Raw genomic sequence first — 23,233 nt, forward strand, 5'->3', positions numbered from 1 at the left:
AGGATCCGATGATCGAACTGAAGACGCCCGCCGAGATCGAGCGCATGCAGGTGACCGGGCGTTTCGTCGCCGAAGTGCTCACCGAGGTCGGCGACCTCGCGGACGTGGGCGTCAACCTGATGGACCTGGAACACCACGTACGCGGCATGATCCAGCGACGCGGCGCCGAGTCCTGCTACTGGGATTACGCGCCGTCCTTCGGCAAAGGCCCGTTCCGCAACGTCATCTGCCTGGCGGTCAACGACGCGGTCCTGCACGGCCTGCCCCACGACTACACGCTGCGCGATGGTGACGTGCTCACCGCGGATCTCGCCGTGAAGATCGACGGCTGGGCGGCCGACTCGGCGCGCACGGTCATCGTCGGGACGCCAGCGGAAGAGGACCTGCAGATCGTCCGTGCCACCGAGGAAGCGCTGGAGGCCGCGATCGAGGCCGCGCGTCCGGGCAACCGTCTCGGCGACATCTCCGCGGCCATCTGGGCGGTCGCCCGTGCCTACGGTTATCCGGTGAACACCGAGTTCGGCGGCCACGGCATCGGCCGCACCATGCACGAGGAGCTCCATATTCCCAACAAAGGCAAGGCGGGCCGTGGCCTGAAGCTCCAGCCGGGGCTCACCGTCGCGCTCGAACCCTGGTTCGCCCGCACGACCGACCGGATCGTCTTCGACGACGACGGCTGGACCATCCGCTCGGCCGACGGTTCACGCACGGCCCATTCCGAGCACACGGTGGCCATCACCGATGGCGCTCCGCTGGTGCTCACCAGGCGTGAGCACGAGATATCCGGCGAGCGTGCGTCCGCAACGGACGTCCGTATCCGGTGACTTCAGTGACGTTCGACCGAAAACTCCGAATACGGCCCGTCATCTCGGCGCGGCCGTTAGAGTGAACGGTCGCTGTAGTAATCACCCCTGAGGAGTAGCGGTTCATGATCGCCGAGAGCGCGAACCAGCAGAGCGTGACCTTCCCGCAGGAAGCCACGCCGATCTTCGACCTGGTCGCGCAGATGGTGGCGCGGACGCGGACCGAGGACGAGCACGACTTCGACCGCGAAGCCGGTCTCGCGACCTCGGCGTAGCTTCCCGCCGAGAGTCATTCAGGCGGCGCGCCCGTGTGAGCACGGAGTTCCGCGGCTGTGCGGCGGGCGTGGGCCAGCCCGTCGAGGATCCATTGCGGTGGCTGCCGGTCGTTGGTCGCGATCCGCTCGTAGGCGGCGACCAGCCTTTCCGCGATCTTCAGCCGGGCGTCCGCGGCCGTCGGCTCCCGCGCGGCTTCGTCGTCGTCCTGTTCGGCCGGGACCGTGATCAGGGCGAGGTGTCCGGTCGGCGAACGGTCCGGTTCCGACGCCGGCTCGGCGTCCGGTCGCTGTTCCGGAGCCGGAAGCCTGCGGAGCCGGAAGGCGGTCTGCTCGGTGTGCTCGGGTACGCCGTCGCGGCGTGAGTCCTGCGACGGAAAGGGATCAGCGCGGAACCGCGCGACCGAAGGACGGTATCGGGTCCTCACGGATTGCGGTGTCGCTCCGTCGAGTCTGTACGCGATCTCCTGCCAGGTCTTCCCGTCGAGCCGTGCGGCGACCACCGCCGCTTCGAGGATCTGCTGTGCCATCCCGATCAGGCCGGAATGATCCCGGGTCGAGCACGCGTCCTGCTCCGCCGCGGCGTCCACCCGGGCGGCGTTCGCGGCGAGATCGGCCAGTTCCGCCGCGTGCGCGGCGAGGGCGAGGTGGGCCCGGGTGGCGGCGGTGGGGATGGAGTGGCGGGTGGTCACCGTCCGCACCTCGTGGCGGGCCGGGGGATCGACAGGAGGCTCGCGGAATCCCGCATGCCGTGACTCACAGGGTGTTCCCACCTTCTCTGATATGCAGACTTGCATAAATATGCAATTAATGGCGCTTTTCATGCCCTGATCGGGTGTGGTCCTGCCCGAACGGTGCGGGCTGGGGTTCGGCGGCTCCGGAAATCGGGCACGATCAGGGTTGTGCGGACGGCGGGACCTGCGGGGAAGGATGCCGATGAACAGTCCCCTTTATCAGGCGACAGCGGAGCTCTTCAAGACGCTGGGGCACCCCGTCCGGATCCGCGTGCTCGAACTGCTCAGCGACCGCGAGCACCACGTCTCGGAGTTGCTCGCCGACCTCGGTATCGAGCCCGCCAACCTGTCTCAGCAGCTCGCCGTCCTGCGGCGCGCCAACCTGGTGGTGCCGCGCAAGGAAGGCACGACCGTCTCCTACTCCCTGACGAGTCCCTCGGTCGCCGAACTGCTCGCCGTCGCTCGCGGGATCCTGACCGGGGTCATCACCGGCCAGCTGGGGTTGCTCGGCGATCTGCAGAATTCCGCCGGTGTTCCCGGCGCCGCTCATTCATCTGAAACAGACTGAGAATCGGCAACGCGTTATTCGAATCGTTCATTGTGCCGGATTATCGTCCTTTGTTTTCTTCGCCGGTATCCACGCGCGGCTCGTTCGATTCGGAATTGTCCTCGCGGGGGAGCGTGCCATTTCCGGCGGCCGCCCTTCTCGTCTCCTCGACCAGAGAGTCGAAGATGGGGGTTCCGCACAGCTCCACATGGTCCTCCGTCGTCCCGGTCCTCGTGCCCGGTCATCTTGCCCCGGAACGGCTTCTTCGATCCAGTTCCGCCGGACAATGCACTCGATTGAGCTCACCCTCCGGGGTGAGCTATTCACCGACGCGAAATGGCGAGTGCGGGACACGGCTCTTTCCGGGCGCGCACGCAGTCCCGCCGGTTCGCGGAAATGATGATTCCACTTTCCCGTGAGCGGCGGGAAAAGGATTTCTCCCGGCTACCGCGGTCCGCGTGCCGGACCCGTGGCGGAGAACTCGACCCGGTAGCGAGTCGGTGTCGTGCCCAGCGCGGCGGCGAAGTGCTCGCGAAGACGGGCAGGCGTGCCGAACCCGGACTGCGCGGCGACCGCGTCGATGCCGAGCCCGGTCGTCTCGAGAAGTTGGCGTGCCCGCGCGAGGCGTTGTGCGACAAGCCAGCTGTGGACAGTGGTCCCCGTACGGGCGCGGAACGAGCGGGTGAAGGTACTTCGGCTCATATGCGCCCTGGTGGCGAGGTCGTCGATGCTGTGCCGCGCGTCCAGGCGGGACTGTGCCCAGTTCATCACGGTGGTGAGCGGATCCTCGTCCGCGGCGGGTACGGGAAGCTCGATGAACTGGGCCTGGCCGCCGGGACGGTGCGGCGCGGCGACGATCCGGCGGGCGACGCGGTTGGCGACGACCTGCCCGGCCGTGCGGGCGAGCAGGTGAAGGCAGGTGTCGATCCCGGCGGTCGCGCCCGCGCCGGTCACGATGTCGCCTTCGTCGACGTACAGCTCTTCGGGGCGAAGCTCCACCGAAGGGAAGCGCCTCCGGAAGGTTTCGACCCATTTCCAGTGGGTGGTCGCGGCGCGTCCGTCGAGGATGCCGGCGTCCGCGAGGGCGAAGACTCCCAGGCAGAGCCCGACGACGAGGGCTCCGCGTTCGTGTGCGGCTCGCAGCGCGGCGGCCACGGGTGAAGGCGTCGAGGTTTCCGGGTCGGACCACCACGGCACGACGACGATGTCGGCCTTCGCGAGCGTGCCGAGGCCGGCGGGCACGTCGATCGCGTAGCCGGCGCTCGTGGTGAGCCTGCCGGCTTCGACGGCGGCGACCGTGATCGGCCACGGTTCCATGTCGCCCGCCGGGGATTCGGGTCCCCACACCAAGGACGGCACGGCGAGATGGAACGGACTGATCCCTTCGAACGCCAGGACGGCCACACTCGGAGCGCTCATCGTTTCCTTCCCGCGAATGTCGGCCGATCCCGGTCACAGCTGACCCGAATCCGTATCTCACCATCGAATCGGGTCAGCGATCATGGTAACCGTGCCGACCGGAAAGCGAAGGAACACACGATGACCAGCACCACGCTCCGCGAAATCAGCACCTTGCCGACGACCCCCGCGACGCTCTCGGACGCGACCGTGATCCTCGTCGACTACCAGAACACTTACACCCGCGGCGTGATGGAACTCGACGGCTGGGAGGCGGCGCTCGACGAAGCGGCCACCTTGCTGGCGCGCGCTCGCGCCGAGGGCGCGACGGTCATCCACGTCATGCACGACGGCGGCGAGGGCAGCCCGTACGACCTCCGGCAGGAAATCGGCCGCATCCACGAGCGGGTCGCTCCCGGCCCGGGCGAGGAGGTCGTGGTGAAGACCGCGCCGAACTCGTTCGTCGGGACCCGCCTGGGGGAGCTGGTGGATGCCGCCGGGCACAAGGACGTCGTGGTTGCCGGGTTCATGACCCATATGTGCGTCACGTTCACCGCGGAAGGCGCGTTCCTGCGTGGGAACAACCCGACCGTGGTGGCCGCGGCCTGCGCCACGCGCGCGCTTCCTTCCGTCGCAGGCCCGGTGGCCGCCGCGGACCAGCACCGCGCGGCGCTCGCCACGATCGGTGATCTCTACGCGGTCGTCGTCGGTTCCCCGGCCGAGCTCGGCTAGGACCTGCGAGGCGGGCGCCGGACGTGGATCATGAGGGTGGTCCGCCGCCGAAGCATCGAAGGGGTCCCGATGGCCAAGCCCAACGTCGCCGAGCAGTTCGTCCAAGTCCTGGTGCAGGCCGGGGTGGAACGGATCTACGGCGTGGTCGGGGACAGCCTCAACCCCGTCGTCGACGCCATCCGCCGCACCCCGGGCATCGAGTGGGTCCATGTCCGCAACGAGGAGGCCGGTGCCTTCGCCGCGGCCGCCGAGGCCCAGCTGACCGGACGGCTCGCGGTGTGCGCGGGTAGCTGCGGCCCCGGCAACACCCATCTGGTGCAAGGGCTTTACGACGCGCACCGCACCGGTGCGCCGGTGCTCGCGCTCGCCTCGCACATCCCGTCCGGCCAAATCGGGACCGGGTTCTTCCAGGAGACCCATCCCGAGCGGCTGTTCGTCGACTGCAGCGGCTATTGCGAACAGATCAGCAGGCCCGCTCAGATGCCGAGGGTGCTGCGGATCGCCATGCAGCACGCGTTGTCCCGCGGCGAGGTTTCGGTACTGGTGCTGCCCGGCGACGTCGCGCACCTCGACGCCGTCGCGCCCACCGGCACCGGGACGCCGGTCACCGAGCACGGGACGGTCGTGCCGCCGGAACCCCAGGTGGCACGACTCGCCGAGCTGATCAACGACGCCGAAACCGTCACCTTGTTCGCCGGCGCCGGGGTGCGCGGCGCGCACGCCGAGGTGATGGAGCTGGCCGGGACCGTGCAGGCACCGGTCGGGCACAGCCTGCGTGGCAAGGAATGGATCCAGTACGACAATCCCTACGACGTCGGGATGAGCGGGCTGCTCGGCTACGGCGCCTGCTACCGGGCCATGCACGACGCGGACCTGCTGGTCCTGCTGGGCACCGATTTCCCTTACGACACCTTCCTTCCTCAGGCAAGGACCGTGCAGATCGACAACGACGCGACCCGCCTCGGCAGGCGCACCCCGCTTGAACTGGCGGTGCACGGCGACGTACGGGAGACCCTGCGAGCCGTGCAGCCGCTCCTGCGGCGCAAGACCGACCGGACGTTCCTGGACCGCATGCTGCGTGATCACTGCAAAACACTGGAACAGGTCGTCGACGCCTACACCCGCAACGTCGAACGGCACGTGCCCATCCACCCGGAGTTCGCGGCGGATCTCCTCGACGAGCTCGCCGCGGACGACGCGATCTTCACCGTGGACACCGGCATGTGCAATGTCTGGGCGGCCAGGTATCTCACCCCCAACGGCCGCCGCCGGGTCATCGGGTCGTTCCTGCACGGCACGATGGCCAACGCGCTGCCGCACGCCATCGGCGCGCAGTTCGCCTATCCGGGTCGTCAGGTCGTGTCGATGTCCGGTGACGGAGGGCTGGGCATGCTGCTCGGCGAACTGCTCACCGTGGCCCTGCACGACCTCCCGGTCAAGATCGTGACGTTCAACAACTCCTCGCTGGGCATGGTGAAGCTGGAGATGCTGGTGGACGGCCTGCCCGACTACCAGACCGACCACCGTCCGGTCGATTTCGCCGCCATCGCCAGTGGCGCGGGCCTGCGCGCCGAGCGGGTCACCGACCCGACCCGGCTGCGCGCGGCCCTCAAGGAGGCGCTGAGCCACGACGGGCCCGCACTGGTCGACGTCGTGACGGACCCGAACGCGCTGTCGGTCCCGCCGCATATCACCGCCGGCCAGCTCGGCGGATTCGCCTTGGCCGCGAGCAAGGTCGTTCTCGAAGGCGGGGTCGGCCGGATGATCGACCTGGCCCGGGCCAACCTTCGCAACATCCCGCGGCCGTGAAACCGCCCGCTCAGCGCAGCGGGCGGAACGTGGCGCGCAGGTCTTCGATCCACGCTTCGGGATGTTCCCACGGCCCGAAGTGGCCGCCCTTCTCGTGGACGTTCACCTGCCGCACGTCGGCGTAGACGGAGCCGGCCGCTTCCTTGAACGCGGCGACGCGGCGTTCGCGGTCGTGGGCTCCCGGCGGCGCGGCGTCGCCGAGGTGGAAGGTGAACCCGGTCGGCGCCTCGACCGGCGGAGTCCGATCGTGCGACGGCCGCCACGGATGCCGGTTGACGTTCTTGTAGGCGCGGATCGACGAGCCGATCGCCTGGTTGACCCAGTAGATCGTCGCGTTGGTCAGGATGTGGTCCACTGGATAGGAATCCTCGAAGACCCCGTTCTGGTCGCTCCACTTCTTCCAGCGCTTGAGAATCCACGCGAGCATCCCGATCGGGGAATCGTTCAGGCCGTGCGTGATCGTCTGCGCGTCGAGCATATGCGTCGCGACATGGGAAACGTACGTGTCGACGAAGTTGACCATGTCGGCGCGCGGGCCCGACGGCAGGCCGTCGATCGGCGCGCCGCCGGTGAGATCCCAGTGGCGCTCGCCCTGGAAGATCGTCAGCGGCATTTCGTTGCCGAGGTGGAGACCGTGGAGCGAACCGGCGTACTTGTGGCCGAGTTGTGCGCCCACCAGCGCACCGTAATCGGCCGCGCCGACCCCGAAACGCCGGTAGCCGAGCACATCCGTCATCAAAGCGTGGAATCGGTCGGCCATGCTGACGAAGTTCTCCCTGCCGTTCGTCAGCGGAGTGGAGAACGCGAAGCCGGGTAGCGAAGGGACGACGATGTCGAACGCGTCCGCCGGGTCGCCGCCGTGCGCGCCCGGGTCGGCGAGCGGGCGGATGACCTTGCTCCAGTCCCAGAAGGTCCACGGCCAGCCGTGCATGAGCAGCAACGGAATCGGCGCGGGGCCCTTTCCCGGCTCACGGATGAAGTGCACCGGAGTGCCGTCGAGGTCGACGCGATGGTGCGAGTACTCGTTCAAGCGGCTTTCGACCGCCCGCCAGTCGAAACCGTCGGCCCAGTACTCCACGATCGGCTTGAGATAGGCGGTACTCAGCCCGAAGGCCTCGTCTTCGTTGTCCAGGTCGGGTGCGAACCTGGTCGCTTTCAGCCGCCTCCGGAGATCGTCGAGGGCGTCCTGCTCGACATCGATGACGAACGGTTCGAGGGTCATGATCGGTTCTCCTTGTCCGGATGGGTCCAGTCCAGGCGGAGCCTGGTGATACGAAGTCCGGCGATGAGCCAGCGGTCGTCCGACCGGGTGAAGCGCACCCGGTAGTGGCCGTAGCCGTGCATTTCGCCGTCGTGCGGTGTGGTGACGATGTCCTCCATGGCCCAGACGCCGGTTGCCGAATCGGACGACTCGATGTCGATCTCGCTGGAGAACAGGTGATGTACCAGCACGGAATCGGCTCGGTTGCGGGCTTTGAGCCCGTCGGCGATCTCGTCACGGCCCGTCATTCGCACTTGGTCCGATCCGTCCACTGTGGAGGCGACGAACGGCGCGTCGAGCGTGAACAGGCCCGCGAGATCGTCCCATCGATGGTGATCGGCGCTGTAGACGTAGCGAGCCATCACGCGTCGCACGTCCTCCACCGCGACCAGCCGGGTGAGGTCTTCCATCGGCTTTCCTTCGTTCCGGGAGGTTGACCCGGCCGAGAATGCCTACCGAGAAATGTACCGGCAAGTACAATCTGCTCCGCCTGCTTCTGTACTTGCCGGTACATTTTTCCGGGCCTACGTTGATCTCATGCACGCGATCCACATCAGCGAGTACGGCGGCCCGGAGGTCATGACCTGGACCGAGTTCCCGGACCCGGTGCCGCACGCCGGCGAGGTCGGTGTGCGGTTGCGGGTGGCCGGCGTGAACTTCATGGACACCGGCGCTCGCAAGATGCCGCTGCCGACCTGGTCGGTCCCCACCGTGCTGGGCGTCGAAGGAATGGGCATCGTCACGGCGCTGGGGCCGGGCGTCGAAGACTTCACCGTCGGCGACAGGGTCGGTTGGCGCTACCACAAGTGCAGCTACGCCGAACGGCTGGCCATCCCGGCCGGCTCGCTGGTACGGGTGCCCGGCGACATCGACGACGAGACCGCGGCCGCTGTCCTGATGCAGGGCTTGACCGCGAACCATTTCACGACGGAGACGTACGCGATCAAGCCGGGCGACACGGCCGTGGTGCACTCGGCCGCAGGCGGGGTCGGCACCATCCTGACCCAGCTGATCAAGGCTCGCGGCGGCACCGTCATCGGGCTGGTGTCACGCGAGGAGAAGATCGCGGTGGCGAAGAAGGCCGGCGCGGACCATGTACTGGTATCCGCCGGAAGCGGCTTCGAGCGACAGGTTCGAGAGCTGACCGGTGGCGAAGGCGCACAGGTCGTGTACGACGGTGGCGGCTCCGCGACGTTCCACTCGTCACAGCGGTCGCTGCGCCGCCACGGCGTGCACGCCTATTACGGCGTCGTGAACGGCAACCCAGCGTTCCGTCCGGCGGATCTGCCGAACAGCATCCTGTTGTCCTACCCGTCCGTCGTCGACCACGTGCCGACCCGTGAGGCGCTGGTGCGGCGGGCGAACGAGCTGTTCGAGTTCATCCGAAAGGGGCAGGTGGTCCCGCATATCGGCGGCCGCTACGCCCTCGCCGACGCGGCACAGGCGCACCGGGACATCGAGTCCCGTCGCACGTCGGGAAAACTACTGCTGATGCCGTGACCACGGCGCGGACCGGATACGGGAAAATAGACTGCCGAGTACATTCCGGGAGGCTGGCGTGCTCACGAAGAAGGGCGCCGCGACGCGGCAGCGGATCATCGAAGCCGCGGCGGACGAGATCCGTGAGCACGGCGTCGGGGCGGCGACCCTCGATGACATCTGCCGCCGTAGCGGGACAGGCAAGAGCCAGCTGTTCCACTACTTCCCGGAGGGCAAGGAACAGTTGCTCCTCGCCGTGGCCGAATGGGAGGCCGGGCAGGTGATCGAGGATCAGCAGCCCTACCTCGGGCGGTTGACCTCGTGGGAGGCGTGGGGGAAGTGGCGTGACGTGGTGGTCCGGCGATACCGGCGGCAGGGGGTGCACTGTCCGCTCGGGGTGCTGATCACCGAGATCGGCAGGCATACCCCTGCCGCGCAGGCGGTCACGAGGCAACTGCTGGAGCAATGGCAACGGCAGGTCCAGGCCGGGATCGAAGACATGCGGGACAGTGGGGCGATCGGCCGCGAAGTCGACCCGGTCCGCGCCGCGGCCGCGTTGATCGCCGCGATCCAGGGTGGGGTGACGATCCTGATGTCGACCGGATCCGCTGATCACCTCGAAGCGGCACTCGACCTGTACCTGGACTACCTGCGCGGCGGGGTGCCGGTACCCGGCTGACGCCGTGCGCGTGGACGGTCAGGCCTTGCCGGTGCCCATTCCGCGCCACAGCAGGTCGAGCAGGCTCGCGACGTCGCGCCGCCATTCGCCCTTCGGGTCGAGGTACAGCAGTCCGCCCAGTCCACGTAGGACGGTCTCGGGCTCCAGATCCGCGCGGACGGTGCCGGCGTCGACATTGGCCTGCAGCAACGTGAAAACCGCGCCGACCATGTCCTGGTAAGCCCCCGCGGGAAGTTCCCCGCGTGAGGCGGTCGCGACGCGCAGTGCGTCGGCCAGGCCGCGTTTGGTCATCATGTAGTGCGCCAGATGGTCGGTCGTCCAGACACGGAACGCCTGCTCCGGTGGGTACTTCTCGAGCAGGCTCGGCACGATCTCGACGAGCTGGCGCACCTCACGCCGGTACACCGCCAGGATGAGGGCCTCCGGCGTGGGGAAGTGCCGGTACACCGTGCCGACGCCGACCTCGGCCTGCTTCGCTATGGCGTTGAACGAAACCTCACCGGAACAGGCCAGCGACTTCGCCGCGGTGGCGAGGATGCGCTCGTGGTTGCGCCGGGTGTCCGCACGCCGGGGATTGACCGATCCCGTCGTCATCGTCCCTCCTGTCCACCGACCTGGTTCTCCGGTGAATGTAGCCGAGGAACCCGCCGGACCTGGAGCGACTCCAGTGCGGGTATCGACCTTGCCGAGCCGATGGTGTTCCGCTAACTTGAAATTTGAAGCGGATGAATATCCGTTTCATCTTTCGCGAACGGACTCCCACCACCTCAACCTACGCCGTCCGGGTCCGGCCCGGGCGATCTGCGGAAAGAGATCCAGTGGACATCTCACTCGAAGTCAATGGCAGGACGGAGCATCTCGGTGTCGATCCCGGGGTGACCCTGCTGGACGCCCTACGGGAGCGGCTCGCCGTCACGGGCCCGAAGAAGGGCTGCGACAGAGGGCAGTGCGGCGCCTGCACGGTGCACGTCGGCGGACGGCCGGTGCTCTCCTGCCTGACCTTGGCCGCCACCGTGAAGCAGCCGGTGACCACGGTCGAAGCACTGTCCACAGAGGACGGATTGCATCCGGTTCAGCAGGCGTTCGTCGATCAGGACGCCCTGCAGTGCGGGTTCTGCACGTCCGGGCAGATCATGTCGGCCGTCGCCGCCGTCGAGCAAGGCGTCGAGGACGTCCGGGAGTTCATGTCCGGCAACCTCTGCCGGTGTGCGGCGTACCCGAACATCGTGGCCGCTGTCGAGCAGGCGAGGAGGGCCGATGCGTCCCTTTGAGCTGCTCGCCCCCGAGACCGTCGAAGACGCGGTCGGCTCGCCGGGCACGTTCCTGGCGGGCGGGACCACGCTCGTCGACCTGATGAAACTCGAAGTCCTGACACCGCGGCAGGTGCTGGACATCAACGCGGTACCGCTGCGCGGCATCGACACCACCGACGGGCTCCGCTTCGGCGCGCTGGAGCGGATGGCCGACATCGCCGGACATCCCGGGGTGTACCCGGTGATCTCCCGCGCGCTGCTGCTCAGCGCCTCCCAGCAGATCCGGAACATGGCCAGCATCGGCGGAAACCTCATGCAGCGCACGCGCTGCTCGTACTTCCGCGACGTCGCCACGCCGTGCAACCGGCGAGTCCCCGGCAGCGGCTGCCCGGCGATCTCCGGCGCCAACCGGATGCACGCGGTGCTGGGCACGAGTGATTCGTGCGTGGCGACCCACGCCAGCGACGTCGCCGTCGCACTGGTCGCCCTCGACGCGCGGCTCCGCCTGGTCAGCGAGACCGGGAGCCGCACCGTCGAGTTGGGCTCCTTCTACCGCACGCCCGGCGACACCCCCGAGGTCGAGAACGACCTGCGGCCCGGCGAACTGATCGCCGAGGTCGAGGTGCCGCGGCTGGACTGGGCCTCGAACTCCACCTACGTCAAGGTGCGGGACAGGCAGTCCTACGAGTTCGCGCTGTGCTCCGCGGCGGTCGCGCTGCGGGTGGAGGACTCGCGCGTCGTCGACGCCCGGGTCGCGGCCGGTGGAGTGGCCACCGTGCCGTGGCGGTTGCCCGCGGTCGAGGAGGCCTTGCGGGGTGCGCCCGCGACGGCCGCCGCCTTCGAGGACGCCGCGGCGCTCGCCGCCGAGGGCGCGCGCCCGCTGTCCGGGAACGCCTTCAAGCCGTCGTTGCTGCGGCGGACCATCGTCCGCGCGCTGCTCGAACTGACCGAGGGGAGCCGCTCATGACCAGCCGGGTGGACGGGCCGCTGAAGGTCACCGGCCGGGCCGAGTACGGGGCGGACCACACCTTCCCCGGACTGGTCCACGGCTATGTCGTGCTCAGCACGATCGCCCATGGCGAGATCGACACGATGGACGTCACGGCGGCGAAGGGCGCACCCGGCGTGATCGGCGTGTACACGCCCTTCGATCCGCTGGAGCTGCGCACGCCGGCCACGCCGTTCCTGGGTGAGACCTGGGTTCCCTTGCAGGACAAGGAAGTCACTTACTACGGCCAGCCGATCGGCTTCGTGGTCGCCGAGACCTACGAGCAGGCGCGCGACGCGGCGATGCTGGTCGAGGTCTCCTACCGGACCCGGCCCGCGGTGACTTCGCTCCAGGAGGGCCTCGCGTCGGCCGAGGACGCACCGGAATCGCGGGGTGTGCCGTCGGCCCTGGCCGTCCTGGCCGAGGGCGTCGAGTCCATCGAGGACGCGCTCGCCGAGAGCCCGGTGGTCGTCGAAGCCACGTACACCACCGCGCCTCAGCACCACGCCGCGATGGAACCGCATTCCGCGGTCGCGGTGTGGGGGCCCGACGGACTGACGGTCTACAGCGGCAACCAGGGTTCCGATATCCAGGCGGCGGAACTGGCGATGGCGCTGGACATGAAGCCGTCCGAGGTACACGCGGTGAATCCCTTCGTCGGCGGCGCGTTCGGGGGCAAGGGCCGGACCGCCACTCCGGCGTTCCTCGCCGCGGCGGCGGCCAGGGTGCTGGGCAGGCCGGTGAAAGCCGTGCTCAGCCGGGAGCAGGTCTTCACCGCGACCGCCGGTCGCGCCGCGACGGTGCAGAAGATCGCCCTCGGCGCGGAGCACGATGGCACGCTGAACGCGCTGCGGCACGATTCGTGGTGCAGCACACCCATGGACCGGTCGTTCGTCGAGCCGACGTCACACGGCACGTCACGCGAGTGGTACGCCACGCGGAATCTGGCCATCAGCCAGAAGATGGTGCCGCTCAACATCCCGCCGACCACCTTCATGCGGGCGCCGGGTGAGGCACCGGGATCCTTCGCGCTGGAGAGCGCGATCGACGAACTCGCGGTCGCCCTGGGCATGGACCCGATCGAGCTGCGGCAGCGGAACAATTCGACCGCTCCGCCCGGCAAGGATCTGCAGTGGTCGAGCAAGCACCTCGACGAGTGTTTCCGCGTCGGCGCGGCCAGGTTCGGCTGGGCGGATCGCGCACCACAGGGCCGCACGGACGGCGACTGGCTCGTCGGCATGGGCACGGCCACCGCCATGTTCCCGGCCCTGCGGTTCCCGGCGACGGTCGGGATCACCTTGCTGCCCGACGACACGGCCGTCGTCGGGACCAGCGGGGCGGACCCCGGGACTGGCCTGCTGACTGTACTTTCCTTGGTGGGCGGGGAGTCTCTGGACATCCCGCCGGATCGGGTGACACCGAGGCTGGGCGACTCGAGCCTCCCGCCCGGAGGCATGTCCGGTGGTTCCACCGCGACCGCGAGCGCGGGCACGGCCATCATGATCGCCGCGGCCAAGGCGATCGACGAACTGCTCGCGCTGGCGTCCGCTCCCGGCGCGCCGTTCGAAGGCATGGAGGTCGCCTACGCGGACGGTCGCGTACAGGCCGGGGAGCGGACGATGACCTTCGGCGAACTGTTGCGGACCCTGGGTCGCCCGTCGTTGTCCGTGACCGGTTCTTCGGCTCCCGGGGAGGAGCTGACGAAACATTCGTTCAGCTCGTTCGGCGCGCAGTTCTGCGAAGTCCGCGTGCACAAGTGGACGCGTGAGATCCGGGTGTCCCGCATGCTCGGGGTGTTCGACGCCGGCCGGATCATCAACCCGGTGGCGGCTCGGAGCCAGATCCTCGGCGGCATGATCTGGGGCGTTTCGGCCGCGCTGCACGAGGGGTTGGAGGTCGAGGAGAACGGGCGGTACGCCAACGGTGACTTCGCGAGCTACCTGATCCCGGTGAACGCGGACATCCGCGAGGTCGACGTCCACTTCGTCGAGTACCCGGACACGCTGCACAACTCGGTCGGCGCGAAGGGGCTGGGCGAGATCGGCATCGTCGGGATGGCGGCGGCGGTCGCGAACGCCGTCCACAACGCCACCGGCATCCGGGTCCGGCACATTCCGATCCTGATCGAGGACCTCCTCGACGAGGCCTAGGAGATCGTGGAGATTCGGGACACATGCCGTCCCGAATCTCCACGATCGCGCCCGCCGTGCGGCATCATGCCGGCATGAGCGGCTTCGGCAAGTGGAATCTCGGCATCGGTGCCGTCCTGATGGGCGCGGCCGTGTTGTGTTCCGTACTCGATCTGATCCCCGCCGCGGTGATCACCGGAATCCTTGGTCTTCTCGGTCTGTGCGTCGCGGGGTACGACCTGATCGACGGCTGGTCGGAACGCGCCGACCTCCGCCGCCGGGAGGCCCGCGTCCTCCGCGAGCGTGAAGGTCGCCAAGAGCGCTGAGTCGCCGAGCTGCCGAATTCGATGGCTCCCGGGTTCAGCCCAGGCAAGTTCGAGCGAGCAGACTGGCGATCGCCCAGTCCTGCATGGCCACTCCGACGGTCTTGAAGACCGTGCGGCCGTCCCGTTCCCCGGCTCCCTCGGCCAGCGCCGTGCCGAGCTCGATCAGGTCGTCCTCGTCGATGGCACCCGCCTCGATGGCGTGGATGATCTCTCCGGATTCTTCGAGGACCGCTTCGCGTTGGTCGACGACGACGGTCGCGTCAGCGAGCAGTTCGTCCGGGAGCTCCCGCATGGTGGGGCGGAAGGCGCCGATGGCGTTGACGTGCGCGTGCCCGGCCAGGGAGGCGAGTGGGAACAGCGGGGTGGTGGCCGTCGTGGCGCAGCAGACGATGTCCGCGTCCCGGACGGCTTGACCGGCGTCGGCGACGGTGACGACGGTGTCGAGGTTCAACTCCGTGCCGAGGGCCTCGCCGAGCGCTTCAGCGCGTTCGAGCCGGCGGCTGACGATCCTGAGCTCGGTCAACGGCCGGACGGAGTGCACGGCGCGGATCTGATCGGCGGCCTGTCCGCCCGCGCCGACGAGGGTGCAGGTCTTCGCGTCCGCCGGTGCCAGCAGGTCGGTCGCGACGCCGACGATGGCCCCCGTCCGGATGCGGGTCACCTCGGCGGCGTCGGCGACGAGATGCCGGCCGTGGCCGAGTTCGCTCCAGACGACCGTCCCGACGATGGCGGGCACGCGGTCGTGGAAATTGAGGCTCAAGGTCTTGATGGCCGCCGAGGCCGTCGGGCGGTGATGCGTCGACATCACGAGGAACCCGCCATCGCGCAACGCCGTCCGGGCCGGCATTTCGAACTCGCCGCGGCGTAGTGCGAGAAACCCGTTCCGTACCGCGTCGATCGCGTCGGGCATGGACACGGCGGCACGGATCTCCTCCGGGCCGAGGGTGACGACGTCCATGAAACCTCCGGGTTTCTCGTCAGCGCAGTTCGAAGCCGGGCTCCACGACGAACGGTATCCGGGAGGCCTCGCCGTAGCCGTCCGGGGACGACACCGCCACCGGAATCGCCGTCGCCCGGTCGAACGTCCGGGTCCAGACCGAGTCGATCCACTTGGCGACCGTGTCCACGATGACGTCCGCCGAGATCCCGCGCGGGAGCGACGGCACGTCGGGCTTCCAGCCGGTTTCGTGATGGACGACGCCGAACAAGTGGCGGTGATCGTCGATCGGCTTGTTGAGGACGTAGGAATCCGGCCCTTCGAACCGGGCCCAGATGTCGAAGGTGCCCTCGCCGTCCTGGTCGGGGAAGACCTCGATCTCCAAGCTCTCGACATTGTCACCGATCGCCTTGACGATCGTCCTCAGCCGCGTGGCGACGTCCTCGGAACGCGTGTCGAGGACGTCGCGAAGCCGGCGGCGGTACTCATCTTGGTCCACACAGGACAATCTACGGAAGTGAGGACGCGCGTCAGTGCGCGGTTTCCCGATGACGCCCGTAAGGCTTGGCGTCGAGAAGCGTGACGCGCACCGCCCCGCCGCTGGGCACGCGGTACTCCCGCCGGTCGCCCGGTTGGGCGCCGTGGAGCGCGCGGCCGAGCGGCGAATCGGGGGAGTAGACCTCGAGTTCGCCGTGGCCTGCCTCGTCCCGCGTGCCGAGCAGGAAGGTCTCGGTGCCGCCGTCGTCGTACCGGATGGTGAGCACCATGCCGGGCTCGGCGATCCCGTCGTCGGGGGGATCCTGTCCGACGACGGCGCCGCGCAGCATGTCCTCGATCTGCCGGATCCGTGCCTGCCGGTGGGTCCGGTGCGCGAATTCGTCGTCGCCGTACCGGTCGTCGGTGCCGGGACCTCGCAACGTCGCGAGCTCCCGCACCAGGCGCGCGTGCGCTTCCTTGGTCAGCCAAGGGCCTGACATGGTGGTGATCGGCCTTTCGGTGGGTACGTCTGTGGGGGCCGGGCGCGGAAAGGACCCAGCCCCCACAGACCTTCGATGAGTCCCGCTTCGGTCAGCGGGTCTCGGGTTCACGAGACCGCCGCTGGAAGGCGCCCGCGTCGGTGGCGAATCCGATCGCGGCCTTCAGCAGCAGGTCCTTCTCCGCGCGCAGCAGCGCGTTCTCGGCGCGGAGCCGGTCCACTTCGGACTGTTCGTCGGCCGGCGTTCCGTTGTCCGGAGCCATCAGCGAAGGGGGTCGAAGGGACGCAGGGCCTCCGGCTGCTTGCCGGTGGTGATGTGCTCGGCCAGCAGCCGTCCGGTGATCGGGCCGTGGGTCAGTCCCCACATCCCGTGCCCGCCCGCCACGTAGAGACCGGGGGTGCTCGTCGCGCCGATCACGTGCCGCCCGTCGGCGGTGACCGGGCGAGAGCCGACCCACTCGTCGGTGCGCCGCTCCCAGTCCAGTCCGGTGAGGAAGGGCCGCGCCGACGCGATGATCGAGGCGATCCGGGCCGGATCCAGTGGTGCGTCCGGCTTCCGGAATTCCATCGTCCCGGCCACCCGGAGACCGCCCCGGTACGGCGTGCACGCCACGCGGATGTCCGGCAGGTACAGCGGGCCCGGCACCGGGCGGTCGGTCGGCACGGTGAAGGAGTAGCCGCGTCCAGCGCGGACAGGGACCTTGACTCCCCACTTCCGGCCCAGGTCACCGAGCCAGGCCCCGGTCGCCAGCACGACCGCGTTGGCGTTCACCGTCTGGCCCGTCGTCGAGCGCACGCTCAGCGCGTGGCGGTACGCGCGCAGCGATGCGACCTCGAATTTGTGGCGGATGGTGCCGCCCCTGCCGACCACCGCCCTGGCCAGCGACTCGACGAACCGGCCCGGGTCCACGTAGCGCTGCCCGTCGATCCGGACGGCGGCGCCGAGCCGGGACGTGGCCTGGGGAAACCGCTCGGCGAGTTCGGCCGCGGTGAGCCGTGTCCAAGAGATGTCCTGTCCGGTCTCGCCGATGTGCCGCAGTTCGGTGATCAGCCCCGTGGCCTGGTCCGCTGTCTCGAACGCCGCGGTGATCGGCGCTTCGATGGTCGGCGCGTCCACCCCGTTCGCGGTGATGACGTCGAAGGCTTCCAGGCACTCGTCGTTCAGCGGCGAGTTCGCCTCGACGGCCCGGGTCCACGAGCGTCCGGTGCAGTTCGCGGCGAAGCGGGCGAGGAACGACCACAGCCGCGGATCGGGGGACGGCGGGACGTGCAACGGGGCCTGCCGGTCCAGCAGGGTCCGCAGTCCGTAGCGCAGGACGCCGGGTTCGTTGAGCGGGATCGCGAGACCGGGGGAGAGCCAGCCGGCATTGCCCCACGACGCGCCCGCCGCGATGCCTTCGCGATCGAGCACGGTGACTCCGACGCCGCGTTCCTGCAGGAACCACGCGGTCGACAGGCCGACCACGCCGGCTCCGATCACGATCGCCGAACGCGGGCCGCCGTCGATCCGGTCGAGCTCGCCCATGAATTCCTCCGCTGCACGAGTGGTGCTGTCGCGGTCAGGATGGCTCGGATCCGGGCGGCGGAGATTGTCCGGTTCCGACAATCCGGGCGGGCCGGTTTGGCCGGAACGGTCAAGGGGCCGGTTCGGACACGGCCAGTTCGATGATCATCGCCAGTCGTTTCGCGGGCTGGTCGAGACGGAGTTCGGTCACTTCCGCCATCTTCCGGAGCCGGTAGCGGATCGTGTTGGGGTGCACTTCGAGCCGCTCGGCGGCCTCCGCGAGATCCCCCTGTGCTTCGAGCCAGGCGCGTAGCGTCGCGACGTAGCTGGTGGCGTTGGCGCTGTCGTGCCGCCGCAACTCGGTGATCGGCCCGCGCGCCGGTGCCCTGCCGGACGCCGCGGCGGCCCGCAGCCGTTGCACGAGGATGTCGTCCCAGGCCTCGTCGTAGGCGATCGCGGATTCCGTGCCCGGCCGCACGGCGTGCAACGCGAGACATTCGTCGGCCTCCAGCCTGCTGGCAGGCAGTTCCGCCGACGTGGCACCCGCGCCGATCCCGGCCAGCATCGTCACCTGCCGTGGCAGCGCCTCGCGGATCGAACGCACCCATGCCCTGGCCACTTCGACGTCGTCCCCCGGCAGGACCGTGTAGACGGTGTTGCTGAACAGCGTGCTGCGTCCCGGCCGTGACCAGCCGAAACCGGTCGTCGCCCGCTCGAACGCGAGGAGGAGCGCGGCGTGGCGCTCGTCGCCGATATGGGCCTGGAGCGCGATCACCCGGAACCGGCCGGGCGGCAGGCCGAGCCTGCTGAGCACGGCGGCCGCGTCGGGCGTTCCCTCCACCAGCCGGATCACGAGATCGGACTCGACCTGGCGCTCCAGGTCGGCGCTCGCCCGGGAGCGCAGGAGGTGCAGGCCGACCGTGCGCGAACTGTCCCGCAGGACCGCTCGCCGGGCGTCGGTCAGCGGCCGGTCGCATTCCACCCAGATCGAGCCCAGCAGCTCCCGGCCCGCGCGTACGGCGACGACCATGCGCCCGGTCAGCCCGTGTTCGGGATCGGCTTCGACGAACAACGGCTCGTCCGATTCCGCGAGATGCGCGAACACGCCCCGCCGTTCGAACAGTTCGCGGACCGGTTCCGGCACGCGCCTGCCGAGGATCGTCTCCAGCCGTGCCCGGTCGGCCAGGTGCTGACGGCTGGAGTAGGCAAGGACCCGGGAGAGGCGATCCTCGATGGTCACCGCGCTGCCGAGCGCGTCCGCCAGGCTGTCGGCCAGCGCGAACAGGTCGGTCGGACCGCGGCCCGACTCGGTCTCGCGGCCTTCCAGGACGAGGCCGTACACCACGCCGGCGAGCTGGCCCCACGAGACGTCCGGGTCCACCAGCAGCACGGCGACTGTGCCGCTCTCGGCGCGCTCGTCCGGCGCCGATCCGCGGACCAGGACGACCGAGGCGTGTGCCGCGACGGCCAGGTCGACGGCCGTCGCGATCGAGTCCGTCCCGACCGCGAGGAAGACGTCTCCACGCAGGTCGCGGGGGTCCGCGGCGTCGTGCATCACCACGTCGCGCAAGGCCACCTCGCGCGACACGGGGCAGCACCACAGCCGAGCCCCGTATCCACCCAGGACGTTCACGAGCCGATCCAGCGTCACCATGCCGCGACCCTGCCATCAAATGATGCCGGACACGACGCGTTCACCCGTTGACTGTGAGTTTAAGAACCTTTTACACTGCGCATCGTTAGGAAACTTACTTAACTAAAGCGACTCCGGCTGACCCGTCGCCGCCCACCGCCGGTACTCGCCGACTCCGCAACGTCGAGGAGTTCGCATGAAACGGAGAACACCCCTGGCCGGTGTCGCGGTGGCGACGCTGGCCCTGCTGGGCCAGACCTTGATCTCTTCAGGTACCGCGGCGCAAGCGGAATCACTGCTGTCCGCGGGCAAACCGACCACGACCTCGTCGGTCGAGGGCGCCGAGTTCGGCGGCGCCAACGCCGTCGACGGCAACACCACCACCCGGTGGGCGAGTGAGGAGATGGTGGATCCGCAGTGGATCGCCGTCGACCTCGGCGCCGGCTCGACCATCACCAAGGTCAGACTGAACTGGGAAGTCGCCTACGCCAAGACCTACAAGATCCAGGGCTCGGCCGACGGCCGGACCTGGACCGACATCAAGTCGGTCGTAGGCGGCGACGGCGGTATCGACGAGCATCTCGGCCTCAACGCGACCGCGCGCCATATCCGCATCCACGGCACGGCTCGCGGCACGACCTACGGCTATTCGTTGTGGGAGCTGGAAATCTACGGCGACCGCGTCGGCGGAGGGGACACACAGGCGCCGACCGCGCCCACAGGTCTCGCCGCGAACGCCACCACGACGGACAGCGTCACCCTCGGCTGGACCGCGTCCACCGATAACGTCGGGGTCACCGAGTACGAGGTGCTCCGCGACGGAAACGTCGTCGGGACCTCGGCGACGACGACCTATACCGACAGCGGCCTGGCGTCCGGAGTGGAGTTCGGCTACTCCGTGCGGGCGCGGGACGCGGCGGGCAACGTCTCCGCGGCGAGCCCGGTGATCAGGGCCGCGACCCAGCCCGGCGGCACCGGCCCCGTCACCCTCGCGCTCGCGGGTGACATCGCCAACCCGGAGCTGTTCGCCACGCATCAGGGGACCGCGAACCAGGTCGCCAGGATCAACCCGAAGTACGTGCTGACGGTGGGCGACAACCAGTACCACAAGGGCACCATCTCCGAATACCGCTCCCACTACGACAAGACGTGGGGCAAGTTCAAGAGCATCACCAAACCCACGACTGGCAACCACGAATGGGACGACCAGCTCCGGGGCTACAAGGAGTACTTCGGCGCGATCGCGTACCCGCAGGGTTTGCCGTACTACAGCTACGACATCGGTGACTTCCACTTCGTCGCGATGGACTCGAACCCGATCTACACCGGCGGTGGTTCCGACCAGGTGACCTGGCTGCGCAACGACCTGGCGAAGAACACGAAGTCCTGCGTCATCGGATATTGGCACCACCCGCGCTTCAACTCGGGGAACTCCGGGGACAAGAAGCAGATGGCGCCGCTGTGGAACGAGATGGCCAGGGCGAAGGCGGACATGGTGATCACCGGTCACGACCACCATTACGAGCGGACGAAGCCCCTGAACGTCGACGGCCACGTCGACGAGGCCAACGGCGTGCGGTCGGTCATCGCCGGCATCGGTGGCGACTACCTCTACACGGACTACAGGGCACGTGAAGGGGTGGAGAAGATCCTCGCCAAGCACGGGGTGATGAAGCTTACGCTGAACGGGAAGTCCTACTCCTGGGAAATCCACGACACCAACGGGAATGTGCTCGACAAGGCGGGCCCGTACACCTGCCGCTGACGGCCGTGGTCCGGTGCCGTGCGCGGCACCGGACCCGGTTGTGAGTGGCGTTCGGGTTATTGCGAGGTAAGGCAAGGTGGCGTGATATCCGAGGCATGTCGCGAAAGCCACTTTCGCGACGCCTGATGTCCCGAAAGTGGCTTTCGCGACACAGCCGCCGCCGTCTGGTCCTGGACAGAAGCGATGTCCTGAAGGTCACCGTTGAGACATCCAACGTCCCCAAGGTGGCCTTCAGGACGCCCGCCCGACAAGACACGTCTGACCTTCGGCTCAAAGAAAACGCTCATTGCCACTCACGACCCCCGCGCGAAGTGTTCAAAACGGACACTAATGACTGGCCGCCGACTCACTCATCGGTAGCTGTTGGTCAAGACATGACACATTGCTTGCCCCTCAACATGAACACGACGTAGGTCCATCCAGGAGTACAGGTGAATCGATTGGTGAAGCCGGGCACCGCCGCGATCGCGGCGATCGTCCTGCTCGCTCAGCCCGTGACGGCTTCCGGCGCCACGGCGGAATCCTTGCTGTCGGCAGGCAAACGGACCACTACCTCCACGGTGGAGAGCGAGGGTTTCAGCGGCGCGCTGGCCGTCGACGGTGATTCGACCACCCGCTGGGCGAGCCTGGAGGGCGATCCACAATGGATCGCGGTCGACCTCGGCGGTCCGGCGGACATCAGCCGGATCAAGATCCTCTGGGAATCCGCCCACGCGAAGGACTATCAGGTCCAAGCGTCCGACGACGGCCAGAACTGGCGGGACGTGAAAACCGTGGTGGGCAGCGACGGTGGCCTCGACGAGTTCACCGACCTGAACACCTCCGCCCGGCACGTCCGGATCTTCGGCACGGCACGGGCGACCGTGTACGGGTACTCGCTGTGGGAACTGGAGGTCTACGGCGTCCGGACCGGTGACGGCGACATCCAGCCGCCGTCGGTGCCGACCGGGCTCCGGCAGGCGTCGTCCACCACGGAGAGCATCACGCTCGGCTGGACCGCGTCGACCGACAACGTGGGGGTCACGGAGTACGAGGTCCTGCGCAACGGCAACGTGATCGGCCGGTCCGCGACGACTTCCTACACCGACACTTCCCTGGCGTCGGGCTTCGACTTCCAGTACGCGGTGCGGGCGCGGGACGCGGCGGGGAACCTGTCCGGATCGACCGCGCCGGTGAAGGCGTCCACCCGGCCGACGGCGTCCGACGGCATCGTCATCGCGCTCGCCGGCGACATCGCCAAGGCCGAGCTGCCGTCCGAGCACCAGCGGACGGCGGAGCTGGTGCGCAAGATCAACCCCCGGTACGTGCTGACGGTCGGCGACAACCAATACGTCGACGGCACCATCGAAGAGTTCCGGACCTACTACGACAAGACCTGGGGCAAGTTCAAGAAGATCACCAAACCCACGCCGGGCAACCACGAGTGGAACAACGAGCTGGCGGGTTACAAACAGTACTTCGGGAAGATCGCGACACCGAAGGGGAAGCCGTACTACAGCTTCGACGTCGGCGCCTTCCATTTCGTCGCGCTCGATTCGGACCCGGTGTACAACGGCGGCGGCGCCGAGCAGGTGGCCTGGCTGCGCAAGGATCTGGCCAAAACGAAAAAGTCCTGTATCGCCGGGTACTGGCACCATCCGCGCTTCAACTCCGGGAATTCCGGTGACGCGAAGAGCATCGCGCCGTTGTGGAACGAGCTGGCCAGGGCGAAGGCGGACGTCGTGTTCGCCGGTCACGATCACCATTACGAGCGGACGAAGCCGCTGGACGTCAACGGGCATGTCGACGAAGCCAACGGTGTGCGGTCGGTCATCGCCGGTATCGGTGGCGACAGCCTGTATCTCGATTACAAGGCCCGTGAAGGCGTCGAGAAGATCCTGGGCAAGCACGGCGTGATGAAGCTGGTGCTCAAGGGAAAGACCTACGCCTGGGAGATCATCGGCACCAACGGGGAACTGCTCGACAAAGCGGGCCCGTACACCTGCCGGTGACGTGGAAAGGGGACGGG

At 68.4% G+C, this 23,233-nt stretch carries 24 protein-coding genes; 13 read left to right on the plus strand and 11 right to left on the minus strand.

Going from position 1 to position 23,233, the window contains the following annotated elements; genetic code table 11:
- Positions 1-8 precede the first annotated feature (8 nt).
- Positions 9-824, plus strand: coding sequence for a type I methionyl aminopeptidase (gene map / locus ACXIZN_RS12075; protein WP_457954372.1), 816 nt, complete (start codon positions 9-11; stop codon positions 822-824).
- Between the two features lie 104 nt (positions 825-928).
- Complete coding sequence (locus ACXIZN_RS12080) at positions 929-1,078, plus strand: hypothetical protein (protein WP_457954374.1); 150 nt, start codon at positions 929-931, stop codon at positions 1,076-1,078.
- A gap of 14 nt (positions 1,079-1,092) precedes the next feature.
- Here ACXIZN_RS12080 and ACXIZN_RS12085 read toward each other — a convergent pair whose 3' ends face one another.
- A complete protein-coding gene (locus tag ACXIZN_RS12085; protein WP_457954375.1) occupies positions 1,093-1,767 on the minus strand; it encodes a hypothetical protein in 675 nt (224 codons plus the stop codon).
- 244 nt (positions 1,768-2,011) lie between these two features.
- Here ACXIZN_RS12085 and ACXIZN_RS12090 point away from each other — a divergent pair, with 244 nt between their 5' ends.
- Positions 2,012-2,377: an ArsR/SmtB family transcription factor gene (locus tag ACXIZN_RS12090; protein ID WP_457954377.1), complete on the plus strand. Its 366-nt coding sequence runs from the start codon at positions 2,012-2,014 to the stop codon at positions 2,375-2,377.
- Between the two features lie 423 nt (positions 2,378-2,800).
- Here ACXIZN_RS12090 and ACXIZN_RS12095 read toward each other — a convergent pair whose 3' ends face one another.
- A complete protein-coding gene (locus ACXIZN_RS12095; protein WP_457954378.1) occupies positions 2,801-3,775 on the minus strand; it encodes a helix-turn-helix domain-containing protein in 975 nt (324 codons plus the stop codon).
- A gap of 120 nt (positions 3,776-3,895) precedes the next feature.
- Here ACXIZN_RS12095 and ACXIZN_RS12100 point away from each other — a divergent pair, with 120 nt between their 5' ends.
- Together ACXIZN_RS12100 and ACXIZN_RS12105 are read left to right on the plus strand one after the other, a co-directional pair.
- The gene (locus tag ACXIZN_RS12100; protein WP_457954379.1) at positions 3,896-4,486 is read left to right on the plus strand and encodes an isochorismatase family protein; all 591 of its coding nucleotides are present in this window, start codon (positions 3,896-3,898) and stop codon (positions 4,484-4,486) included.
- A gap of 69 nt (positions 4,487-4,555) precedes the next feature.
- The gene (locus ACXIZN_RS12105; RefSeq protein WP_457954381.1) at positions 4,556-6,295 is read left to right on the plus strand and encodes a pyruvate dehydrogenase; all 1,740 of its coding nucleotides are present in this window, start codon (positions 4,556-4,558) and stop codon (positions 6,293-6,295) included.
- Positions 6,296-6,305: 10 nt separating this feature from the next.
- On the opposite strand, the gene ACXIZN_RS12110 is transcribed toward ACXIZN_RS12105, so the two are convergent.
- Both ACXIZN_RS12110 and ACXIZN_RS12115 read right to left on the minus strand, forming a co-directional pair.
- On the minus strand, positions 6,306-7,517 hold the full coding sequence (locus tag ACXIZN_RS12110; RefSeq protein ID WP_457954383.1) for an epoxide hydrolase family protein: 1,212 nt from the start codon (positions 7,515-7,517) through the stop codon (positions 6,306-6,308).
- Complete coding sequence (locus ACXIZN_RS12115) at positions 7,514-7,966, minus strand: nuclear transport factor 2 family protein (protein ID WP_457954384.1); 453 nt, start codon at positions 7,964-7,966, stop codon at positions 7,514-7,516. Before ACXIZN_RS12115 ends, ACXIZN_RS12110 begins: the two co-directional genes overlap by 4 nt.
- Positions 7,967-8,093: 127 nt before the next feature.
- Here ACXIZN_RS12115 and ACXIZN_RS12120 point away from each other — a divergent pair, with 127 nt between their 5' ends.
- Together ACXIZN_RS12120 and ACXIZN_RS12125 are read left to right on the plus strand one after the other, a co-directional pair.
- Positions 8,094-9,056 carry a quinone oxidoreductase family protein gene (locus ACXIZN_RS12120; protein ID WP_457954386.1) on the plus strand — a complete coding sequence of 321 codons (963 nt, stop codon included), beginning with the start codon at positions 8,094-8,096 and terminating at the stop codon, positions 9,054-9,056.
- Between the two features lie 58 nt (positions 9,057-9,114).
- Positions 9,115-9,714: a TetR/AcrR family transcriptional regulator gene (locus ACXIZN_RS12125; protein WP_457954387.1), complete on the plus strand. Its 600-nt coding sequence runs from the start codon at positions 9,115-9,117 to the stop codon at positions 9,712-9,714.
- A gap of 18 nt (positions 9,715-9,732) precedes the next feature.
- On the opposite strand, the gene ACXIZN_RS12130 is transcribed toward ACXIZN_RS12125, so the two are convergent.
- Entirely contained in the window at positions 9,733-10,308 is a 576-nt protein-coding gene (locus ACXIZN_RS12130) for a TetR/AcrR family transcriptional regulator (RefSeq protein ID WP_457954388.1), read from the minus strand.
- 224 nt (positions 10,309-10,532) lie between these two features.
- Between ACXIZN_RS12130 and ACXIZN_RS12135 the strand changes: the two genes are divergently transcribed.
- The 4 genes from ACXIZN_RS12135 to ACXIZN_RS12150 are packed head-to-tail and all read left to right on the plus strand — an operon-like array spanning position 10,533 to position 14,410.
- A complete protein-coding gene (locus ACXIZN_RS12135) occupies positions 10,533-10,985 on the plus strand; it encodes a (2Fe-2S)-binding protein (RefSeq protein ID WP_192744218.1) in 453 nt (150 codons plus the stop codon).
- A complete protein-coding gene (locus ACXIZN_RS12140; protein WP_457954389.1) occupies positions 10,972-11,934 on the plus strand; it encodes an FAD binding domain-containing protein in 963 nt (320 codons plus the stop codon). The genes ACXIZN_RS12135 and ACXIZN_RS12140 overlap by 14 nt, the downstream gene beginning before the upstream one ends.
- Entirely contained in the window at positions 11,931-14,105 is a 2,175-nt protein-coding gene (locus ACXIZN_RS12145; RefSeq protein ID WP_457954390.1) for a xanthine dehydrogenase family protein molybdopterin-binding subunit, read from the plus strand. Before ACXIZN_RS12140 ends, ACXIZN_RS12145 begins: the two co-directional genes overlap by 4 nt.
- A 23-nt stretch (positions 14,106-14,128) precedes the next feature.
- The gene (locus ACXIZN_RS12150) at positions 14,129-14,410 is read left to right on the plus strand and encodes a hypothetical protein (protein WP_457954391.1); all 282 of its coding nucleotides are present in this window, start codon (positions 14,129-14,131) and stop codon (positions 14,408-14,410) included.
- A 34-nt stretch (positions 14,411-14,444) separates the two neighbouring features.
- On the opposite strand, the gene ACXIZN_RS12155 is transcribed toward ACXIZN_RS12150, so the two are convergent.
- From ACXIZN_RS12155 to ACXIZN_RS12180, 6 genes are all read right to left on the minus strand, one after another.
- Positions 14,445-15,368 carry an ornithine cyclodeaminase family protein gene (locus ACXIZN_RS12155; protein WP_457954393.1) on the minus strand — a complete coding sequence of 308 codons (924 nt, stop codon included), beginning with the start codon at positions 15,366-15,368 and terminating at the stop codon, positions 14,445-14,447.
- Between the two features lie 19 nt (positions 15,369-15,387).
- A complete protein-coding gene (locus ACXIZN_RS12160) occupies positions 15,388-15,846 on the minus strand; it encodes a DUF6389 family protein (protein ID WP_457954394.1) in 459 nt (152 codons plus the stop codon).
- Between the two features lie 31 nt (positions 15,847-15,877).
- Positions 15,878-16,324 (minus strand): GreA/GreB family elongation factor, encoded by a 447-nt coding sequence (locus ACXIZN_RS12165; RefSeq protein WP_457954396.1) that lies wholly within the window; start codon positions 16,322-16,324, stop codon positions 15,878-15,880.
- A gap of 91 nt (positions 16,325-16,415) precedes the next feature.
- Positions 16,416-16,586, minus strand: a complete 171-nt coding sequence (locus tag ACXIZN_RS12170) for a hypothetical protein (RefSeq protein ID WP_192744224.1) — start codon at positions 16,584-16,586, stop codon at positions 16,416-16,418.
- The gene (locus ACXIZN_RS12175) at positions 16,586-17,848 is read right to left on the minus strand and encodes an NAD(P)/FAD-dependent oxidoreductase (RefSeq protein ID WP_457954398.1); all 1,263 of its coding nucleotides are present in this window, start codon (positions 17,846-17,848) and stop codon (positions 16,586-16,588) included. Before ACXIZN_RS12175 ends, ACXIZN_RS12170 begins: the two co-directional genes overlap by 1 nt.
- A 109-nt stretch (positions 17,849-17,957) precedes the next feature.
- On the minus strand, positions 17,958-19,481 hold the full coding sequence (locus ACXIZN_RS12180) for a PucR family transcriptional regulator (protein ID WP_457954399.1): 1,524 nt from the start codon (positions 19,479-19,481) through the stop codon (positions 17,958-17,960).
- Positions 19,482-19,656: 175 nt separating this feature from the next.
- Here ACXIZN_RS12180 and ACXIZN_RS12185 point away from each other — a divergent pair, with 175 nt between their 5' ends.
- Positions 19,657-21,225, plus strand: coding sequence for a discoidin domain-containing protein (locus tag ACXIZN_RS12185; RefSeq protein ID WP_457954400.1), 1,569 nt, complete (start codon positions 19,657-19,659; stop codon positions 21,223-21,225).
- A gap of 431 nt (positions 21,226-21,656) precedes the next feature.
- Positions 21,657-23,216: a discoidin domain-containing protein gene (locus ACXIZN_RS12190; protein WP_457954401.1), complete on the plus strand. Its 1,560-nt coding sequence runs from the start codon at positions 21,657-21,659 to the stop codon at positions 23,214-23,216.
- The last annotated feature ends 17 nt before the right edge of the window (positions 23,217-23,233 follow it).

The organism is Amycolatopsis sp. TRM77291 (genome assembly GCF_054166285.1).